The sequence below is a fragment of the Actinomadura sp. 3N508 genome, assembly GCF_044326375.1.
Lineage (GTDB): Bacteria > Actinomycetota > Actinomycetes > Streptosporangiales > Streptosporangiaceae > Spirillospora.
This window is the reverse complement of record NZ_JBIRAX010000007.1, coordinates 289,029-306,574: the sequence shown is the minus strand read 5'-3', so window position 1 is coordinate 306,574 and position 17,546 is coordinate 289,029. Positions and strand designations below refer to the sequence as shown.

Annotated in this window: 12 protein-coding genes; 8 read left to right on the top strand and 4 right to left on the bottom strand. The window is 72.2% G+C overall.

All coding sequences use genetic code 11. The features are described from left to right. The first annotated feature begins 2 nt into the window (after positions 1 to 2). From ACH34S_RS25780 to ACH34S_RS25760, 5 genes are all read left to right on the top strand, one after another. Entirely contained in the window at positions 3 to 2,144 is a 2,142-nt protein-coding gene (locus ACH34S_RS25780; RefSeq protein WP_395955362.1) for an Hsp70 family protein, read from the top strand. Further along, complete coding sequence (locus ACH34S_RS25775; protein ID WP_395955361.1) at positions 2,141 to 4,036, top strand: Hsp70 family protein; 1,896 nt, start codon at positions 2,141 to 2,143, stop codon at positions 4,034 to 4,036. Before ACH34S_RS25780 ends, ACH34S_RS25775 begins: the two co-directional genes overlap by 4 nt. 159 nt (positions 4,037 to 4,195) lie before the next feature. Continuing rightward, complete coding sequence (locus tag ACH34S_RS25770) at positions 4,196 to 5,386, top strand: hypothetical protein (protein WP_395955360.1); 1,191 nt, start codon at positions 4,196 to 4,198, stop codon at positions 5,384 to 5,386. Beyond that, positions 5,383 to 5,868 carry a hypothetical protein gene (locus ACH34S_RS25765; RefSeq protein WP_395955359.1) on the top strand — a complete coding sequence of 162 codons (486 nt, stop codon included), beginning with the start codon at positions 5,383 to 5,385 and terminating at the stop codon, positions 5,866 to 5,868. The genes ACH34S_RS25770 and ACH34S_RS25765 overlap by 4 nt, the downstream gene beginning before the upstream one ends. Before the next feature lie 7 nt (positions 5,869 to 5,875). Further along, entirely contained in the window at positions 5,876 to 8,098 is a 2,223-nt protein-coding gene (locus ACH34S_RS25760; RefSeq protein WP_395955358.1) for a hypothetical protein, read from the top strand. Here the strand turns inward: ACH34S_RS25760 and ACH34S_RS25755 are convergent. Genes ACH34S_RS25755 through ACH34S_RS25740 form a run of 4 tightly spaced genes read right to left on the bottom strand, consistent with a single transcriptional unit; the run spans position 8,095 to position 13,314 of the window. Further along, a complete protein-coding gene (locus ACH34S_RS25755) occupies positions 8,095 to 9,441 on the bottom strand; it encodes a hypothetical protein (protein ID WP_395955357.1) in 1,347 nt (448 codons plus the stop codon). The two genes, ACH34S_RS25760 and ACH34S_RS25755, sit on opposite strands and share 4 nt — an antisense overlap. Beyond that, on the bottom strand, positions 9,438 to 10,313 hold the full coding sequence (locus ACH34S_RS25750) for a protein phosphatase 2C domain-containing protein (RefSeq protein WP_395955356.1): 876 nt from the start codon (positions 10,311 to 10,313) through the stop codon (positions 9,438 to 9,440). The genes ACH34S_RS25755 and ACH34S_RS25750 overlap by 4 nt, the downstream gene beginning before the upstream one ends. Next, the gene (locus tag ACH34S_RS25745) at positions 10,310 to 10,999 is read right to left on the bottom strand and encodes a hypothetical protein (protein ID WP_395955355.1); all 690 of its coding nucleotides are present in this window, start codon (positions 10,997 to 10,999) and stop codon (positions 10,310 to 10,312) included. The genes ACH34S_RS25750 and ACH34S_RS25745 overlap by 4 nt, the downstream gene beginning before the upstream one ends. Next, entirely contained in the window at positions 10,996 to 13,314 is a 2,319-nt protein-coding gene (locus tag ACH34S_RS25740; RefSeq protein WP_395955354.1) for a GTPase-associated protein 1-related protein, read from the bottom strand. The genes ACH34S_RS25745 and ACH34S_RS25740 overlap by 4 nt, the downstream gene beginning before the upstream one ends. 484 nt (positions 13,315 to 13,798) lie before the next feature. On the opposite strand from ACH34S_RS25740, the gene ACH34S_RS25735 reads away from it, so the two are divergent. Genes ACH34S_RS25735 through ACH34S_RS25725 form a run of 3 tightly spaced genes read left to right on the top strand, consistent with a single transcriptional unit; the run spans position 13,799 to position 17,474 of the window. Then, positions 13,799 to 15,517 (top strand): substrate-binding domain-containing protein, encoded by a 1,719-nt coding sequence (locus ACH34S_RS25735; protein WP_395955353.1) that lies wholly within the window; start codon positions 13,799 to 13,801, stop codon positions 15,515 to 15,517. After that, complete coding sequence (locus ACH34S_RS25730) at positions 15,511 to 16,737, top strand: sensor histidine kinase (protein ID WP_395955351.1); 1,227 nt, start codon at positions 15,511 to 15,513, stop codon at positions 16,735 to 16,737. Before ACH34S_RS25735 ends, ACH34S_RS25730 begins: the two co-directional genes overlap by 7 nt. Beyond that, positions 16,734 to 17,474, top strand: a complete 741-nt coding sequence (locus ACH34S_RS25725; RefSeq protein WP_395955350.1) for a response regulator — start codon at positions 16,734 to 16,736, stop codon at positions 17,472 to 17,474. The genes ACH34S_RS25730 and ACH34S_RS25725 overlap by 4 nt, the downstream gene beginning before the upstream one ends. Positions 17,475 to 17,546: the final 72 nt, after the last annotated feature.

Below are 17,546 nucleotides of genomic sequence, written 5' to 3'. Positions count from 1 at the left end.
AGATGACCCAGACGACAGCGATCGGCATCGACCTCGGCACCACCAACAGCGCGGTCGCCCTGTACGACCCGGACCGCACCGAAGCCAAGATCATCAGCAATGCCGACGGGGGCGGTCTCACCCCGTCGGTGGTCTACCGGCGCGTCCGGGACGAGCGGGAGTCCGTGCTGGTCGGCGCGGGTGCCGTCAAGTACGTGGCGATGGAGCCGCGGAACACGGTGGTGTCGGTCAAGCGGCTGATGGGCCGCGACTTCGAAGATCCGGCGGTGCGCGAGACGCGCGACCGGCTCGGCTACGAGATCGTCGGCGGCCCCGACGGCGACCCCCGCGCGCACGTCCGGCTGGCGGGCGCCGTCTACCGGCCCGCGCAGATCTCCAGCATGATCCTCCGCAAGCTCGTCCAGGACGCGTCCCGCACGCTGGGGCGGGAGGTCACGCAGGCCGTCATCACCGTCCCGGCCTACTTCCGGGACTCCCAGCGCGCCGCGACCCGCGAGGCGGCGGAGGAGATCGGGCTGCGGGTCAAGAAGATCATCGACGAGCCCACCGCGGCGGCGATCGCGTTCGGCCTGAGCAAGCGTCCGATGGAGCGCAGCCGGGTGCTGGTCTACGACCTCGGCGGCGGGACGTTCGACATCTCGATCCTCAACACCGTCAAGGACCACGACGGGCACGGCCAGTTCCAGGTGCTGGAGTTCTCCGGCGACAGCTGGCTCGGCGGCGACGACTTCGACATGAAGATCGTCCAGCGCATCATCGACTGGGTCAAGGCCACCCACGGCGTCGACCCGTCCGGCGACAAGGAGTTCCTCGCGGTGGCCAAGCGCGCCGCCGACGAGGCGAAGCGGCAGCTCAACGAGGACTCCGAGACCGAGATCATCATCCCCGCGGCCTACCGCGCCGAGGGGCTGGTGGTGGATGTGAAGATGCCGCTCACCCGCGACGAGTTCGACGAGATGATCGAGCCGATGGTGGCGCGGACCATGACGCTGGTCGACCAGACCCTGGCCCGGCAGGGCCTCACCCCCGGCGACATCTCCGACGTGCTGCTGGTCGGCGGCGCGACCCTGACCAGGAAGGTGTACGAGTCGGTCGAGGCGCGGTTCCGCCGCGACAAGGTGCGCCGGAACATCAACCCGATGGAGTGCGTCGCCCTCGGCGCGGGGATCCTGGCCGGGACGCTGCACGGGGTCGCGTGCCCGGCCTGCGAGGCGATCAACGAGGACGACGCGGGCACCTGCGCCGCCTGCGCGCAGAGCCTGGCCAACGCCCGCACCGTCGGCGACACCGGCGTGCACGAGGTGACCGGGATGTCGCTGGGGATCGCCGCGGTCAGCGGCACCCAGCGCGACGTCTTCGTGCCGATCATCCCGCGGAACACGCCCTACCCGCTGCCCAAGCCGCAGCGGCAGTCGTTCTACGCCACCGACAGCAGGCTCATCCGCGTCCCCGTCTACGAGGGCGACGACCCGGTGGCGAGCCGCAACCACGAACAGGGCGTGGTCAGGTTCGAGCTGCCCCGGGAGATCGACGTCAACAGCCGGGTGGACGTGACCTTCAACTACACCGCCGACCGGATCGTGACGGTGCTGATCAGCGTGCCCGGCACCGACATGGTGAAGGAGACCACCCTGGACCGTGCCGCGCCGCGCACGCCGCCGCCCGCGGCGCCCGAGGAGGCACCGGACGAGGCCGACGACGCGCAGGCCCTGAGCCGCGCCGAGGCGCAGGCCAGGGACTTCGTGACCAGGTACGGCGAGCACATGAACCACGCCCAGGTGACGAAGATCAACCGGGACTGCGAGCGGGCGCTCGACGCGCTGCAGAACGGGGACAGCACGGACTACCGGCGGCTCGCCGACATCCTCTACACCGACCTGCTCGACTCCGGCATCGCCAGCGAGCTGCTGGTGGCCGAGGTCGCGACCAACAACGCCGCACCCGAGACCGGGCGCCGCATCGGCGAGAGCATCAAGGCGGTGCAGCAGTGCCTGCGGGAGGGCCGCCAGGAACAGGCCGAGGAGCAGGCCCGGATCCTCAAGGCGCTCGTGGCGAAGGCGCGCAAGGACCGCGTCCAGGCCAACCACGGCGCCCAGAACTACGACGGGCTCCTCAAGGTCATGAAGGGCGCGCTGGGCGAATGACCTCACGGAGGACGACGTCCCTGTCCGGTCGTGCCGCCCTGGGCGTCGACCTGGGCAGCACGCGGCTGCGGGCGGCCTACGCGTTACCCGACGGGGCCGGGCGGATCGTGCCGACGGACGCCGTGGACTGGCCGTGGCCGCTGTGCGAGCCCGCCAGGGGCGGCGAGCTTCCGTTCTCGTTCCCGAGCGTGAAGTCCCTGCTCGGCGACGAGCGGCCGGTCCGGTCAGGCGGCACCACCGGCACCCCCGCGGAGCTGGTGACCCGGGCGCTGCGGGGGCTGCGGGAGCGGGTGGCGGAGGAGACCGGTGCCGGCATCGGTCAGGTCGTCATCAGCGTCCCGGCATGGCTGGAGTCCGCGCGGCGGACCGCCCTGCTGGAAGCCGCGCACCGCGCGGGGCTGACCACGGTGCGGCTGATCAGCGACTCGCTCGCGGCCGTCGTGGGGCACACGGCCGGCCGGGAAAGCGGCACGTTCCTGGTGTACGCCATGGGCTACAGCGGCCTGGAGCTCGGGCTGGTCCGTGCGGCACACGGGCACTTCAGGGCGCTCGCGTGCGAAGGGACGGCGTCGTGCGGAGGGTCCCTCTTCGACCGGGACGTGCTCACCGCGTGGACCCGGTTCCTGCGCCACCATGGGCGGTTCTCCGTAGTCGGCGACGAGTCCGCGTGGCGGCTGCTGCGCGTGCGCGCCGAACGTGTCAAGGAGCGGCTGGCCGCTCCGGACGGCGACGAGCTCGTGGAGCTCAGCCTCGGTGAAGCCGCCGGCGGCTGCGGGATCGGGCGGCCGATGTTCGACGAGTACATGCGCGGGCACGTCGGCTGGACGCTGGAGCGGCTGCGGGCGCTGTTCGACCAGTCGGGGCTCCAGCCCGCCGACGTGGACGGGCTGCTCCTGGCCGGCGGCAGCACCCGGATGCACCAGATCCGCACGAGGGTGTCGGAGCTCGGAATGCCCTGCGTGCCGCTGCCGGACGACCAGCTCGCCCGCGGCGCCCTGCTCCATGCCGAACGGCTCAGCGGGACGCCGCAGCCGCGACCGGACGATCTTCAGGTGGGAACGGCCGTCGAGGAGCGGGCGGGGGAGGCGGACGTCCCGGGCCTGATCGCACTCCCCACCGTCCATGGCGGTCCGGCCGGTGCACGGCTCGCCGCTCCGGCTCCGGCTCCGTCTCCCGGTCTCGCGGAGGCCCGCCGCCTGATCGAACGCGGCGAGCACGACGCGGCGGCCGGCCTCCTCCACGAGATCATCGTGGAGGCCCAGGCGTTGCTGAGCACCGTGCAGCGCGCCTCCGCAAAGCGCGCCGACACACCGGATGCCGACGCGAGGGGCACCGGCACGCCCGGCGCCGGCACGCCCGGTGCCGGCACGCGGCGCGTTCGCACCGCCGTCGAACCACCGGCGTCGCCGCCCTCGTCGACGCCGCCTTCGGCTTCGGTTGTGCGGCTGAAGCGGGCGCGTTCGCTGCTGGAACAGCGGCGGTACGGGGAGGCGGTGGAGGAGTCGCACGCCGCCTGGGCGGGGCAGTCGGGTCCGGACGGGCCGGACGTCTTCGAGGCGATGATCGAGATCCACCGCGCGGCGGCGATGGCGGAGGACGACCCCGCCCCCTTCCAGGACGCCGAGCGATGGCTGCGATGCGCCTACCAGCTCGACCCGACCAACACGGGCCTTCGCGAACTGCTGGCCGAGCGCACCTACCGGCACGCCGTGCAGCTGGACGCGCAGGGACGGCGGGCCGACGCGCTCGCCGCCCTCCGGGCGGTCACCAAGTGGGATCCGGACCACGCCGAGGCCCGGACCATGCACCGGCGGCTCGACGACGACGGCTCACCTGACATACGCGACGGACCGGGAGGACGTACCCGCAGAGGTTACGATTCGGCGAAATAGTGAAATGACGCATCTATCCCAAGACAAAATCAGCAACGGCACTCCGGAGCCGATTCGAATGCGCGCTACGTAGGGGGCGGGGCATTGCCGCAGAAAGCCCAGCAAGCCGGTCCGCCGGGGCCGAAACAGCTCGCCGTGAAGTTGACCAGGCTGTCGAAAGTGCCGGCGCTCGCTCCGCGCAGCGCGGAGCTCCGGCTTCTCGCGGGCGACCTGGAAAACGACGACCGGCGCCTTGAGCAATGGGCCGAACTCGATCTGGTGAACACGTTCGTCCGGCCGGAGAGCCTGACCGTCCCGGCTCCGCCGGCGCCGACCTCGGTGCTCGGCCGGGTGCGCCGCTATCCCGGCCGCGAGCACGCCCTGGAGATCGCGCTCGGTGCGATGATCTTCGTTCCGCTGCTGGTGACCTGGTTCGGCCTGTGGGAGGCCATTCGCGCCTACGGCGACCTCGCCAGGAAGAGCCCGGAGCAGGCGACCCGCCCCTTCCTGCAGTTATGGCAATCGGGATTCGGTGGTGAACTGTCGGGTTTTGCGCGGTTCGAGAACATCGCACTGACCGCCGTATTGATCATTTCCGGGCTGGTGCTGCTGTCGATCCTGCATATCCGGACCCGCGCGCAGACCGAACGCACCGCGGTCGTGCGGCACGTGGAACATACGGCGCTGTTGGGCGAGCTGGCCGCCGTCCTGACGAACGTGCAACTGGAACTGGTGCCGCACCGGAGCGTCTCCCCGGACCGCTTCACCACGGTGCTGACCGACGCCGCGACCAAGCTGGACGACGCCATCGCCGAGAGCGAGGAAAGGCAGCGGCTGCTCACCGACACGGCCACGTCCACCGGGAAGGCGACCCAGGAGCTGAAGGCGGCCACCACCGTCCTGAAGGACGCGGCGGACGCCCTCACCGCGGGGATCCAGCCGCTCACCGGCGCGGCGGACCGGATCGAACGCGCGGTCCAGTCGGCGGAGCAGGCCGCGGCACTCGCGGCGAAGGACGCCTCCACCGCCGCACTCGCCATGGCCGACCGCCTCAAGGACACGATCGACACGCTACGCACCGCGCTCGACGGCCTTGCCACGTCCCAGAAGGCGCTCACGGACCGCTCGCAGTCCGTCGTCGACGCGGCCGACCGGGCCGCCCAGGCGCTGGTGGGCAGCGGAGACAGCACGGACCGCGCGGTGACGGGCATGGTCGCGGCCACCGACCGGTGGGACGCGGCGGCCGCGCACTGGGAGGACGCCGCGGCCAGGCTGGACTCCGGCGTCCGCGCGCTCATGGACAGGCTGTCGGTCCTGGGGGCCGCCGGTAACGGCGCCGCGACGCGGACCGACCCCGGGGCGGACCGGTGAGCCCGCCGCCCACGCCGCGCCGTGGTGTGGGACCGCTGGGGATCGTCTCGCTGGCGGGCTGGCTGTTCGCGGACCTGGTGCTGGTGCTGGCGGTGGTGACGATGGCCGACCGGCCCGACCCGCTGGCCGTGACCGCGGCCCCGTCGAGCAGCCCGTCGCCCACCGCGTCCCCGACCCCCACGGGCCCCCGGTCGCTGGTCAAGAAGGCCGTGAAGTTCGAGGTGCGGGGCGGCGACTCGGGCGCCATCGTCGACCAGCTCACCGAGCGGACCGAGACGTGGTCCGGCCGGGAGGCGGCGCTGGTGATGACCTTCGGTGGCGGCAGCGCCGGCAACTCCTACGCCCGCCGCGTCAACTCCCTGCTCGGCAAGGCGCGGCCGTCCATGTTCACCGCCCAGACCGCGACGGAGGACTTCCACGACCTCAACAGGTCCGCCAACACCGCCACGCTGACGGTGTACTTCTACACCTCGCGGAACTGACGGCGTGATGGCGGCGTGGCGACCGGGAGATCCTCCCACCACGGGCGGCGACCTGCCGTCGCCCGTCCTGCCCGGCCTTCCCGGCGTCGCGGACTACGGGTCCCTGGACGCCACCATCACCGGCCTCGGCTTCCGGCATGCCGCGCAGCTGCTGGATCCGCGGTGGGTGCCGGGAGCGAAAGGCGCCTCCCCGGCGGGCGAGGGCTTCCTCGTCCTGGACGGCCTGTGGTTCCCCCCGGAACGGGGCTTCCTCTGGCAGCGGGTGGATCAGGCGTTCGTCGCCGGCATCCGCGCCCGGTGGGCGGCCTCCGGGGACGTCCGCGCGCGGCCGGTCGCGGAGGCGCTGGAGACGCTGGAGGGAGTGCAGCGCGACGACCCCATGGGGCTGCGCCGTCTCGTCCTGTGGCAGCTCGGCTGCCTGCTCAAGGACGGGGACGAGGGGGCGGTCGAGGCGGCCGCGCGGCGGCTGGGCGTGCACGGGTCCGAGGCGGGCCCGCTGGCGGCGGCGGTCGCGGCGACCTTCCCGGCCGCCGGTCCCGCGCGGCACGCCGCCGAGACGATCACCGAGGTGGTGGCGGCCCGGCGGCTGCGGGAGGCGGCCCGGCTGGCCGCAGACCTGCCCGCCGCTTCCCCCGACCATGTGCTGAACGGCCTGGTCACCGGCCTGCGGTCCGCGGCCGCGAAGGCGGACGGGCTGATGGCGGAGGCGGCCCGCCGCCAGCGGAGCGGAGATCTGCGGGCGGCGGGCCAGGCATGGCTGCGCGCGCATCGGCTCATGCCGGACGACCAGCGCGCCTACGCCGGCCTGCTCGGCGCCGCCGTGCTCGCGGCGGACGCACCGCAGCGGCCCGGTGACGTAAAAGTGGACGCGACGATCGCCGCGGACACGGTCCGGCTGGACTGGCGCCCGCCCAGCTCGAGCGAGATCACGTTCAAGGTGCTGCGGTTCCCGGAGCGGGACCCGCTGGAGGCGGTGGAGGTCAGGGGCCCCGACGCCGCGCCGTCCGCGACGGACAACGACGCGCCCGCGGGCGTGCCGCTGCGCTACTGCGTCATCCCTCTGCGCGGTGACCGGATCGGCGGAGTGCCGCGCGCCACGTCTCCGGTCATGCTGCCCCCCGAGGTGGCGCGGCCCCGCGCCGTGCAGGTGCCGGACGGCGCACGCTTGTCCTGGCTGCCACACCCCGAGGCCACCGATATCAGGGTCATGCGTTGGGCAGAGGACGGCGGGTCGTCCCCCGTGCTCGTGCCCTGCGACCGCGACGGGCTCACGGACCCGTCCTTGGAGCCGGGGCAGTACCGCTACACCATCACCTGCGGTTACACCGGGCTCGACGGACGGCCCGTGCGGTCACCGGGACGGCAGGTGACCATCAAGGTGGCGCAGTGGCCAACCCCCGTCGAAGAGCTGACCGTCCGCCGGGTCGGTGACGGTGGACGCGTCGCCCTCGCCTGGCCGCGGCCCGCGACGGGACAGGTGTGCCTCGTGCGGTGGCCGTTCGGCGCTTCCCCGCCCGGCGAGGACGTCTCGGAGCTGTTCAACAGGTTGCCGGGAGAGGCACGGCAGGCGCACCAGCTCGTCGGCACCCCCGGCACCCCCGGTTCTCCCAATCCTTCCGGTACGGAGGCGTTGGCGGAACTGACCGCGCCTCCCCGGACGACCGTCCGGCTGGCCGCGGTGAGCGTGCTCGGCGACCTGGCGGTGTCCGGCCCCTCCGTGGTGATCGAGAATCCCGGTGCCGTCGAGGGGCTGCGCGTGCGACGGCTGGCACCCGACCGCGCCGAGGTGCGGTTCACCTGGCCGGAACCCGCGGTGCTGGTCCTGCTCCGCTGGCAGCGCGGCGACGTCCCGATGGAGGCCCGGATCCCGCGCAGCCGCTTCCTCGCCAGGGGCGCCTTGGTGATCCTCGTGTCCAGGGAGCAGAGCGAGATCACGGTCACCACCGTGCCCCGTCCGGATGCGGTGCACATCGCGGCCGCCGTTGCCACGGCGATCCTGCCCGCCGTGCCCACGCCCGTCCTGCCACCGCTCCGGCGCCCCTGGCCCGGCGCCCGCCCGGACGCGACGATTCCGGACGCGGCGACCGGGGCACCGGACGCGGCCTGGGCGGCGGGGCCGGAGGCCGTCATCTGGACGGCGCCGCCGGTCGGCCCGAGCCATGACCAGGGGCGGCGGTGGCGACGCTGGCTGCGGCGCCTCAACCCCTTCGCCAGGCGCCGGAAGCCCTAGTTCTCGAAGACGGCCTCCGTGCCGCCCCCCAGCTCCAGGAGCAGACCCGCCTGCATGCTCACCGTCCGGCCAGGCGGCACGTTCTGGAGAGAACCGTCGGACTGCCGCGCCGTCCACGTCCGGTCGGTCCGGTTGGTCAGCCCGAACAGGCCGGGCTTCCGGGCGTGTTCGGTGACCTCGCCGACCACGTCCGTGAAGTCGTGCCGTTCGGGCTCGTCGACGAGGTGGTGCCCGTACACGCGCACGTGCGGATCGAGATGGACGACCCGGCTGGTGCGCAGGCTGCCCCGGTGCGTGGTGATCCGCAGCCGGACGGGCATCGTGACGGAACGGCCGCAGCTCCAGCAGTCGGGCGGCGTGCCGCCGGGCTGCGTCAGGTTCTGGCTCCCGCACGCGGTGCAGGCGGCGATGGCGTCCAGCACCTTGCTCAGCGCGTCCCGCCACTGCGTCTCGCGGGCGCGGCGTGACGGCTGCGACAGGCCGACCGTGAACGTCGTGATGAAGAGGTCGCGCAGGATCTGCGGCAGGGCGTTCCACGTGGCGATGACCGTCGCCTGTTCACCCGGCACGGGACGGTTGCTGCCGTTGTTCGGGTCGTAGAGGAACACCGGCTCGGTCCCGTACAGCTTGCGCTTGGCGTGCTCGTCCATGCACCGGATCCGCAGCGCCTGGGCCCCCTCGAACGGGTGGTGGTTCATCAGCAGGTGGAACAGCAGGACGGCGAGCGAGTGCAGGTCGGTCTGGATGTTCGGCCGGACGCCGTGATCGCCCCGCACGAGTTCGGGCGCCATGAAGTCCATGGTGCCCTCGACGGACGTGGGCTCCCCTTCGACCACCGCGTTGTCGTTGTCGCACACCAGCACGTCGCCGGTCTTCGGGTCGAAGAAGATGTTGCCCATGTTGATGTCGCGGTACGCGATCCCCTTCGAGTGCAGGGTGCGGTACGCCTCCACCGTGTGCAGGGCGGCGATGACCAGGGTGCGCATGGTCGTGGCCGACACCGACTTGTCGCGCCGGAACAGCGCGGGCAGGTCCCGGAACCGGGCGGGCCGCACGTCCATCAGGTAGCCGAATCCCGGCCGCCCGGACTTCGCCTCGGTGACGATCGCCTGCGGCCACAGGAACCGGTCGTCGTCCCAGCCGCGGTCGATGAGCCCTTCGAGGATGCGCCGCTGCCGGTCGTCCGCCAGCTGGGGGTAGTACCACTTGAGCGCGCGGCGCCCCTGCGAGGTGTCGACGAGGTAGACCTCGCCCTGCCCGCCCGAGCCGACCAGGCTCTTGATGGTGACCTTGCCCCCGGCTTCGGTCACCAGCGACCGTCCGGCCTCCAGCATGCCGTTCATGCCGTCCCGTCTCCCCTGTCAAAGATCATGGTGCTGTCGTTGCGCGGCGCGAACACGCCCACGAGCGTGCTGTCGTCGCCGGAATACCGCGCGGCCTGCCCCAGCCATCCGGGAAGCTCCGACCGCACGTGGTCCGCTCCTCGCCGCACGACCAGATCCCCGACGTCCTTGGCGAAGTCCAGGAACCCTTGGTGCTCGGCGAAGCTCTTGGAAAGCCCGTCGGTGGACATCAGCACCCCGCGGAACGAGCCGTCTCCGGTGAAGGGGTGCCAGTGCGACCGCATCAGCCGCCACGCATCCCGATGGCAGAGCGAATCGGTCTCGTCCCCGATGTCCGGGCCGGTGGAAAGGGGCGCCATGGGCGGGCTCTCGTCGGCGAGGAGGACGACGTCTCCGTCGCCGAGCTGCCAGCACACCAGCAGCCACTCGGTGACGACCGCCCCCAGCAGGGTGCTGCCGTACACGGGCAGGACGCGCTCCAGGTCTTCGGCGGACCGGGCCGCCCGCCCCCCGTGGGCGGGGGAATTGCTCTCGTGCAGCAGCACCCGTTCCCGCCACCGATGCACGACCTGCTGCGGGAGGCTGTGGACATGGGCGCGGAGCACGGACCATTTGGACCTGTCGCCCCCTAACCGCACCGCCTCCTCGGCGAAGCCCTCGGCGTACCCGAGGAACTCCTCCACCGCCCACCGGGCCCCGAGGTCGCTGCGGAAATGCGGCTTGGAGCCGTGGCCGTCCGCGACGGCGAGAACTATGGCCTGGCCGTCCACGGCCGGACGGGCCGCGCAGTGATCCTGGCTGTGCGGCTTGCCGACACCCTTGACGGACCCTTCGAGCAGACTCCACGGCACGGTGCCCGAAGGCACGGTCACCAGACGACGCCCTTGCCGTCAACGTCGTCGAAGTCGTCCATGGGCGGCGGCGCGGGGGGCTGCTGGTCGCCCTCGGTCTTCGGGGTGGACGCGTTCTTGATCGCCACCGTCGACGCCCAGCGGATCGCCGCGACGAGCTGCCTGGGGTTCTTGGCCAGGATCGGTTCCAGCTCCGGGTTGGCGAGGAACTCCTTCAGCATGTTCCGGTCGGCGTCGTCCCCGATGGCGATGGCGACCCGCACCGCCTTCTTGCCCCAGGGCGTGGCGTCGATCGCGCGCATTCCGGAACGCCAGTCATCGGTGGGCTGGCCGTCGGACACCAGGGCGAGCACCGGGCGCAACGCCCGTTCGGGCATCACACTGGTCTCCAGTTCCTTGGCCGCGAGCCGGAACGCCGCGCCCATGTCGGTGATCCCGTAGGTGTGCACGTCCTCCCACGTGAATTCCTCGATGGGCGTCGGCTTCCGGATATGCCAATCCGCGCCGCTGGCGAACGTGATGGCGCGGACGACCAGCGCGGCGGCGGGGTTGTCCTGCGCCGCCTGCTGCATTTCGGGTATGGCCTCGCGGATCGCGAAGTTCAGCTGGCTGATCTTTCCGTTCATGCTCATCGAACCCGAGCAGTCGAGCAGCCAGATGAAGTGCAGGGGACGGAAGGCCATCCGGTCACCGATGATGCCGCTCACGCTGGTCCTCTCTGGTATTTGGTGCCGCTCTGCGGCTGGTCGCCCACATTAGTGTGACGCGTCTGAGACGCGCGCCAGTTCGTCCAGGTTTCCTGCCAGCCGCGCTCGATATTGGCGAAAAGATCGTCCAGCTCCCGCCGGCGGCGGTCGTCCATGCGCTGCCAGACCGCACCAATGATCTTTTCTAGAAGCTCCTGGCATACCTCCCCCCAGGCGGGGGTGGCGGCATTCAGGTGGCTCCAGGCGCAGAACATGAAGTGCGCCTTCCGGGGGTTGTAGACCAGCCGGTTAATGTGTTGTTCTATATCGGCCATTACGGCCTTGCGGTAATGGTGGGCGAGACCGGGGTCCTGCTCCCCGCGAAGCAGCTCCAGAACCCGCGGCTTGCAGAATTCCTCCGGGTCCGCCTGGGCCAGGCCCGCGGCGAGTTTGCCGAACACGCCGTCAAGGAGGGCCGGGGTCGGGTCGGCTCGTGACCGCCACTCCATCAGCCTGCCCACCGCCTCGACGAGGGGAGGCATCCCTTCCGCGAACTCACGCGCGCACAGCAGCAGCTCTCTCGTGGCCTTCTCGCGCGGGTTCAGGACGGTGCTCCCCAACCCCGCCGCGAGCTCGATCAGCTTGTCGTCGAACCGCTCCGCGTTGGTGAGCCAGGGCAGGAACCACCGTTCCAGCCTCGCCTCGAAGATCAGGGGCAGCGGGCAGATGCGGGCGAGCTCCGGCAGGTCCTCGATGCCGGGTTCGGCATCGCACCACACCAGCCACCAGGCGAACTCCAGCGCCCGGACGTCCTGGACGCCGCCGCCGGGCAAGTGCTCGAAGAGGTGCGCCAGCAGGCCGGGACCGGTCAGGTCGTCCCGCCGGAACGCGACCTCCGCGAGCCGGAAGGGCAACCAGGTGTCGTCCTCGATGGCGCTGCGCAACCACTCCCCTTGGAAAGCGGCCAGCCTGACCGCCAGCTTGGGCGCGGCCCACGAGCGCGTTTCGTTCTCCAGCCTCCGCAGGACCTCGTAGGGGATGCTCGTGTCGGTCACGAGGTTCAGGAAGGCCAGTGCCTGGTCGCGCTCATCATCCGCGGGACCGAGCAGGAGATCGGCGAGCCGGTCGGCGGCGGCCTGGCCCAGAGCGTCCGCGACCGGCCCTCTTCCAAGGAGGAATTCCAGGTCGGGCGCCCAGGTCCCGATCGGTCCGCCCAGGTGGCGCAGCAGATCCTGTTCGATGCGGGGACCGAACTCGCGGTAGAGATCGTCTCGCTCACGCGTGCCGAGCGGCAGGTCGGCCAGGAACGGCGGGCCTTGCGCCGCGGAGAGGCGATGCTGCGCGATCGCCATCGCCAGCTCGGCGGCGGGAATGTCTCGCTCGGCCAGCCGACGGCAGAGCCACGTCAGCGAGCCGAACGGCGGGTCGTCGCCCCGCACCACCGTGGTCAGGATCCCCGCCAGGCCGTGCAGCAGTTCGTCGCTCAATGACTCCAGCCGCCATAAAGCATCATTGTCGAACGGCGCATGCAGGAGATAGGTCGCCAAAGGGCCTGGATCGAAGCCGACCGTGCCGGACGACACCTCAGCGGGAGGCATTCCCGCCCACCACAGCCGAGCCGCCAGCTCGTCCCACAGATCCGTCACGGGCGGGCTGCTCTGGCCGCCGAGGGCGTCGTGGACGCGGTACAGGTGATCGATGGTCGCCGGGTCCGACCGGTCGAAATCGACGTCCGGGCCGATGCCGAGGATCTGCTGCGGAGCGCGATGCGGGTAGGCGGTGCGCGTCGTGAACGTCAGCGTGCGCGCATGGTCGCCGGGCAGCGAGGCGCAGGCGAGCGCGATCCAGTGGGCCACCGCCTCGGGCCGGGACTCGATGAGGACGATCTGCCGTCCGGCGGGCGAGGCGAACAGGCGCCGCACGTCGGCGAGAAACGGCGCCACCCGCGACGCGTTGTCCCGGGCGAAACGCGCCAGCGCCTCCCGCGAGATGCCTTCCCCCGGCTCGGGCGCGACGGCCTGGCCACGGCTCCACGACGGGGAGTGCCAGGTGTCGATGGGCAGGAGATCGCCGACCCCACCGGCGAGGTATAACGCTTCGACGCGTGCGTCGTCCGGGCTCGTGGCGCACAGGAGCGCGCCACCGTCGGGAAGCCTGCTGTGACTCAGCGCCCCCTCCAGCGGCGGCCAGCAGGTGAGAGCGACGACCCCGTTCAGCCGATGCTGCAGATCCTGGGGAAGGACTGGGCCGACGACCCGCGGAGACGAATTCCGCTCGCCATCCCCGCCTTCGTGATACGCGAACCGCCAGAGTTCACCTTCACGTACCTCGTCCATCACTCTTGTGACCCATCGTCCAAGACCCCACGAGACCCGTCCATTCTGGCAATATCCACCCCCCGCCCGCAGGAGAAGCACGATTACGCATGGCGCGCCCCCGCTTCCAGCAAGTCACCGGCGCGGCGCCCGACGCTGCCAGGCGGTCCCGTCGACCGTGGCGATCAGCAGAACCATGCCGACGAGGACGTCCCGTCCGGCGTGTCCCTCGCGGCGTGAGCGTGGAGTGTGCGTTTTGCCACCGGTGGTGACCGTGGTTGCGTTTCTGGACGGTGCGGACAATTACGTTCGGTCCGTAAATGGCGCTGGGTGACGTGATCAGCGGAGATGTGATTTCGCGGCCGGGTGCGCCGGGCATCTGGGCGGAATTCGGGATTGTCCGGATCGCTACAGTTATGGTTGCGCTCAGCTGACAGAAGTGGGTCGAGTGCCCGTTCGGTCCGCGGCGCCTCCGGCTTCGGGCTCCCAGCACCAAGGACGGCTCATGATGCATGCGACCACCGCGCGATCACATGCCTCCCGGCGCGACCGGATCAGCGTCGCCGCGGCCATCGCGCTCGGGGCCGGGCTCGTCCTCGGGGGCGGCGGCTGGGCGCTCATCGCGAGCGGCGAGGAATGCGATTCCGGCGGCGCGACCCTGGTCGTGAAGGCCGACCCGGCGATCGCGCCCGCGGTGTCCGCGATCGCCGCGCGGCAGGAGAGCGGACGTTGCGCCGGTGTGCGGATCGTGCCCGAGGAGTCCGCCGGCACCGCGTCCGCGATCGCGGCGGGACGAGGCGTCCCCGACGTCTGGATTCCGGACTCCGAGCTGTGGCTGGACCTCGCCCGGAGCGGCCCGTCGGGACGCACGGTCCTCGGACGCTCGACCTCCGTGGCCGTGTCACCCCTGGTGTTCGCCTTCCCCACGGCCGGCGCTCCGGGGGAGAAGGGCCGGACGTGGGCGGGCCTCCTTCCCGGCGGGACGGGCGGCGATCAGGCCGATGCGGGGCACGACGTCCTGATCCGGATTCCCGACCCTGCGCGGACGTCCGTCGGGATGGCCTCCCTGCTCGCGCTGCAGAACTCCATCGGGAAGGAGCAGGGCGTCAGCGCGCTCAAGAGGTTCGCGAACACGCTGCGCACGGTCGAGATCCTGGAGCCGGGACAGGATCCCGCCGCTGCGCTCGACGGGTCCGCGCGGGGCGCGTCCGCCCAGGTCGCCGTCGTCTCGGAGCAGCAGGCACTGGGCTGGGGCGCCGCCGGGCGGGCCGGGGCGCCCGCCACGGTGTACCCCTCGGCCGGCACGCCCGCGCTGGACTTCCCCTTCACCGTCACCACGGCGGACCTCGGCAGGCAGCGCCGCGCGGACGAGTTCCTCCGGGCGCTCCGCGCACCGGCGGGCGTCGCGGAGCTGAACCGCCGCGGCCTGCGCTCGGCCTTAGGCGGCGCGGGCGGTGCGGGCGGTGCTGCGCAACGGGGGCTGTCCACGCCGCTGCCCCGGATCCAGGCGGTGGCGAGCCCGGGTGCGGCGTCCTGGGTCCAGACGACGTGGCGGAGTTTCACGCAGGAGATCAACGTGCTCGCGCTGGTCGACCCGTCCGGTCCGGCGGGCGCGGCCATGACCGGCGCGGCCTGGCGCGGCGCGATCGGCCCCGGCGGGACCCGCCTGGACGCCATGCTCGTCTCCCTGAACAGGGGCCTCAACCTGGTCGGGGACGACTCGGAGTTCGGCCTGTGGACGACGTCCGGCGGGCCGGGGGCGCGCCGCCCGTACCGTCCGATGGTCGGGATCGGCGAGCTCGGAAGCCGTACCCGCACGGGCACCACCCACCGGCTCTTCCTGGAGAACCGGCTGAACGCGATCCGGCCGCGGACCGGCGGCGGGGACGCCGTCTACGACTCGGTGGTCGCGGCCTATCAGGGGATGAAGCGCCGCTACGACGCCGATCAGCTCAATGTGGTGCTGGTGCTCAGCGCGATGGGTGCCGACGGCCGCCCGTCCACCCGATTCGGAAAGGCGCTGGCAAGGCTGCGGCAGCAGGTCGATCCGGCGCGTCCGGTCGTCTTCGTGGTGGTCGGTTTCGGCGCCGGAATCGACCCGGGGCTGAAGCAGATGACCGAGGCGGTCCAGGGGCACTCGTTCCAGATCAGGAATCCAGAGGGAATCGAGGAACTGTTCAGGAATTCCGACCTGATGCGCGTCTGCAACCCGCCCCAGTGCTGACCGTCAGGGAATCCGGCGACGCGGGCGCGACCCCCGACCGCGAGCGGCTCGGCGTCGCCTTCCGCGTGCTGCTGGTGCTGCGCGGGCTGGTGCTGGCCATGACCGTCATGCTCGTCCCGGACGACTGGCGCGACGCGTCGCTGATGCTCGCGGTCGCGGCCGTGGGCGCGGGGACGGCGGTCGCCTGCCTGGCCTGGCGGCGCGTCCTGTCCGTCCTGCTGCGCCATCCGACGCTGTGGTGCCTGGACGCCCTGCTGATGTGCCCGGTGCTGCTTTCGGGAGGGGCTCTCGGCCCGTACTTCCTGGTCACCGTCCTCACGTCCGCCATCGCCGGGGTCCTGTACGAGTGGCGGACGGTGCTGGTCATCTGCGCCGCGCAGACGGCCCTGTTCTTCGCCACCGCGGCGGGCGGGGCCGGGCAGGAGGCCGCGGACGGGGCACCGGTCCTGGTCGGGCTGCCCGCGTTCTATCCCCTCGCGGCGTGCGCCGGGGTGGCGCTGCGCCGGTTCCTCGACGACTACGCCGACCTCGAAGAACGGCACCGGCGCGGCGCGGCGGCGCTGTCGGCGGCGGAGGAGCGCGCCCGGCTGGCCCGCGAGATGCACGACTCGCTCGCCAAGACGCTGCAGGGGATCAGCATGTCGGCCGAGGCGCTGCCGGTGTGGGTGCGCCGGTCCCCGGAGCAGGCCGAGGCGGACGCCCGGGCCATCGTCGCGGGGCTGCGGGTCGCGGCCGGCCAGGCCCGCGGCCTGCTGACCGACCTGCGCGACGACGTGTACCGGCAGCCGCTCGACGGGGCGCTCGCCGCCGTCGTAGCGGAGTGGAGCGCGCGGACCGGCATCGCGGCGGTGACCCGGCTCCCGGGTGGGCCGGACGGCGGCGACGAGACGGCGGCGGTGCGGTACGAGATCGTCTCGATCGTCCGGGAGGCGCTCGCCAACGTGGAGCGGCACGCGGACGCGCGGCACGTCACGGTGAGCCGCGACGCCGCCGCCTCGACGCTGGTCGTCCGCGATGACGGGCGGGGCTTCGTCCCTCCCGCGGGGGACCGGCTGGACCTGCTGGCGCGGGACGGCCACTACGGCCTGATCGGCATGCGCGAACGGGCGCACCGGATCGGCGGGCGGCTCACCGTGGACGGCGCGCCCGGCCGGGGCACGACCGTGCGCCTCCTCCTGCCGGGCACCGGCCGGCCGGCGGTGCCGGGAGCATCACGGTGAGCGTGCCCCCGCCGAGGCCCGGGGCGGCCCCGCCGATCCGCGCCCTGGTCGTCGAGGACAACCCGATCGTCCGCAGCGGGCTCGTCACGCTGCTGCGGGCCGCCGGCGTGGAGGTGGCAGGCGAGGCCGTGGACGGACGGCACGCGATCGAGCTGGCGGAGCGCCTCCGCCCGGACATCGTGCTCCTCGACGTGCGCATGCCGGTGCTGGACGGTGTGGCCGCCGCCGGGCCGCTCAGCCGGATCGCCAAGGTCCTGATGCTCTCCTACGACACCGACGCCGCGGTGATCGGCGACGCGATCCGCAACGGCGCGTCGGGCTACCTCGTCCACGGCTCCTTCGACATGGACGAGCTCGTCACCGCGATCCGCGACACGGTCGGCGGACGCAACAGCCCGCTGTCGCCGCAGGCGAGCATGGCCGTCGTGGCGGCGATCCGCCGGACCCCGCCCGCCGATGCCGCCGACCCCGCCGAGCCGCCCCGGCCGGAGCACGCCGGGACGCCCGCGCCGGGCCGCGCCGGATTCGGGCTCACCCCGCGCGAGTGCGCGGTCATGGACCTCATCGCCCGGGGCCGCACCAATGCCGAGATCGCCGCCGAGCTGGTCATCTCCGAATTCACGGTGAAGAACCACGTGAACCGCATTTTCGCGAAACTCGCGGTCGGGACGCGCGGCGCCGCCATCGCCCGCTGGCTGCGCACGGACGAGCCGCCGCCGGCGCCGACAGATCCGTGAAAGAACCGGGACAGCGCACGAACAGAAATGGGACAGGACGGTTGGCAACACTTCTCGCGTACGTCGGTTCAC

Bases quoted from the DNA above. Each gene is read 5' to 3' on its own strand.
- ACH34S_RS25755 (WP_395955357.1), bottom strand. From the start codon at position 9,441: ATGAACGGCATGCTGGAGGCCGGACGGTCGCTGGTGACCGAAGCCGGG.
- ACH34S_RS25740 (WP_395955354.1), bottom strand. From the start codon at position 13,314: ATGGACGAGGTACGTGAAGGTGAACTCTGGCGGTTCGCGTATCACGAA.
- ACH34S_RS25735 (WP_395955353.1), top strand. From the start codon at position 13,799: ATGATGCATGCGACCACCGCGCGATCACATGCCTCCCGGCGCGACCGG.
- ACH34S_RS25780 (WP_395955362.1), top strand. From the start codon at position 3: ATGACCCAGACGACAGCGATCGGCATCGACCTCGGCACCACCAACAGC.
- ACH34S_RS25760 (WP_395955358.1), top strand. From the start codon at position 5,876: ATGGCGGCGTGGCGACCGGGAGATCCTCCCACCACGGGCGGCGACCTG.
- ACH34S_RS25775 (WP_395955361.1), top strand. From the start codon at position 2,141: ATGACCTCACGGAGGACGACGTCCCTGTCCGGTCGTGCCGCCCTGGGC.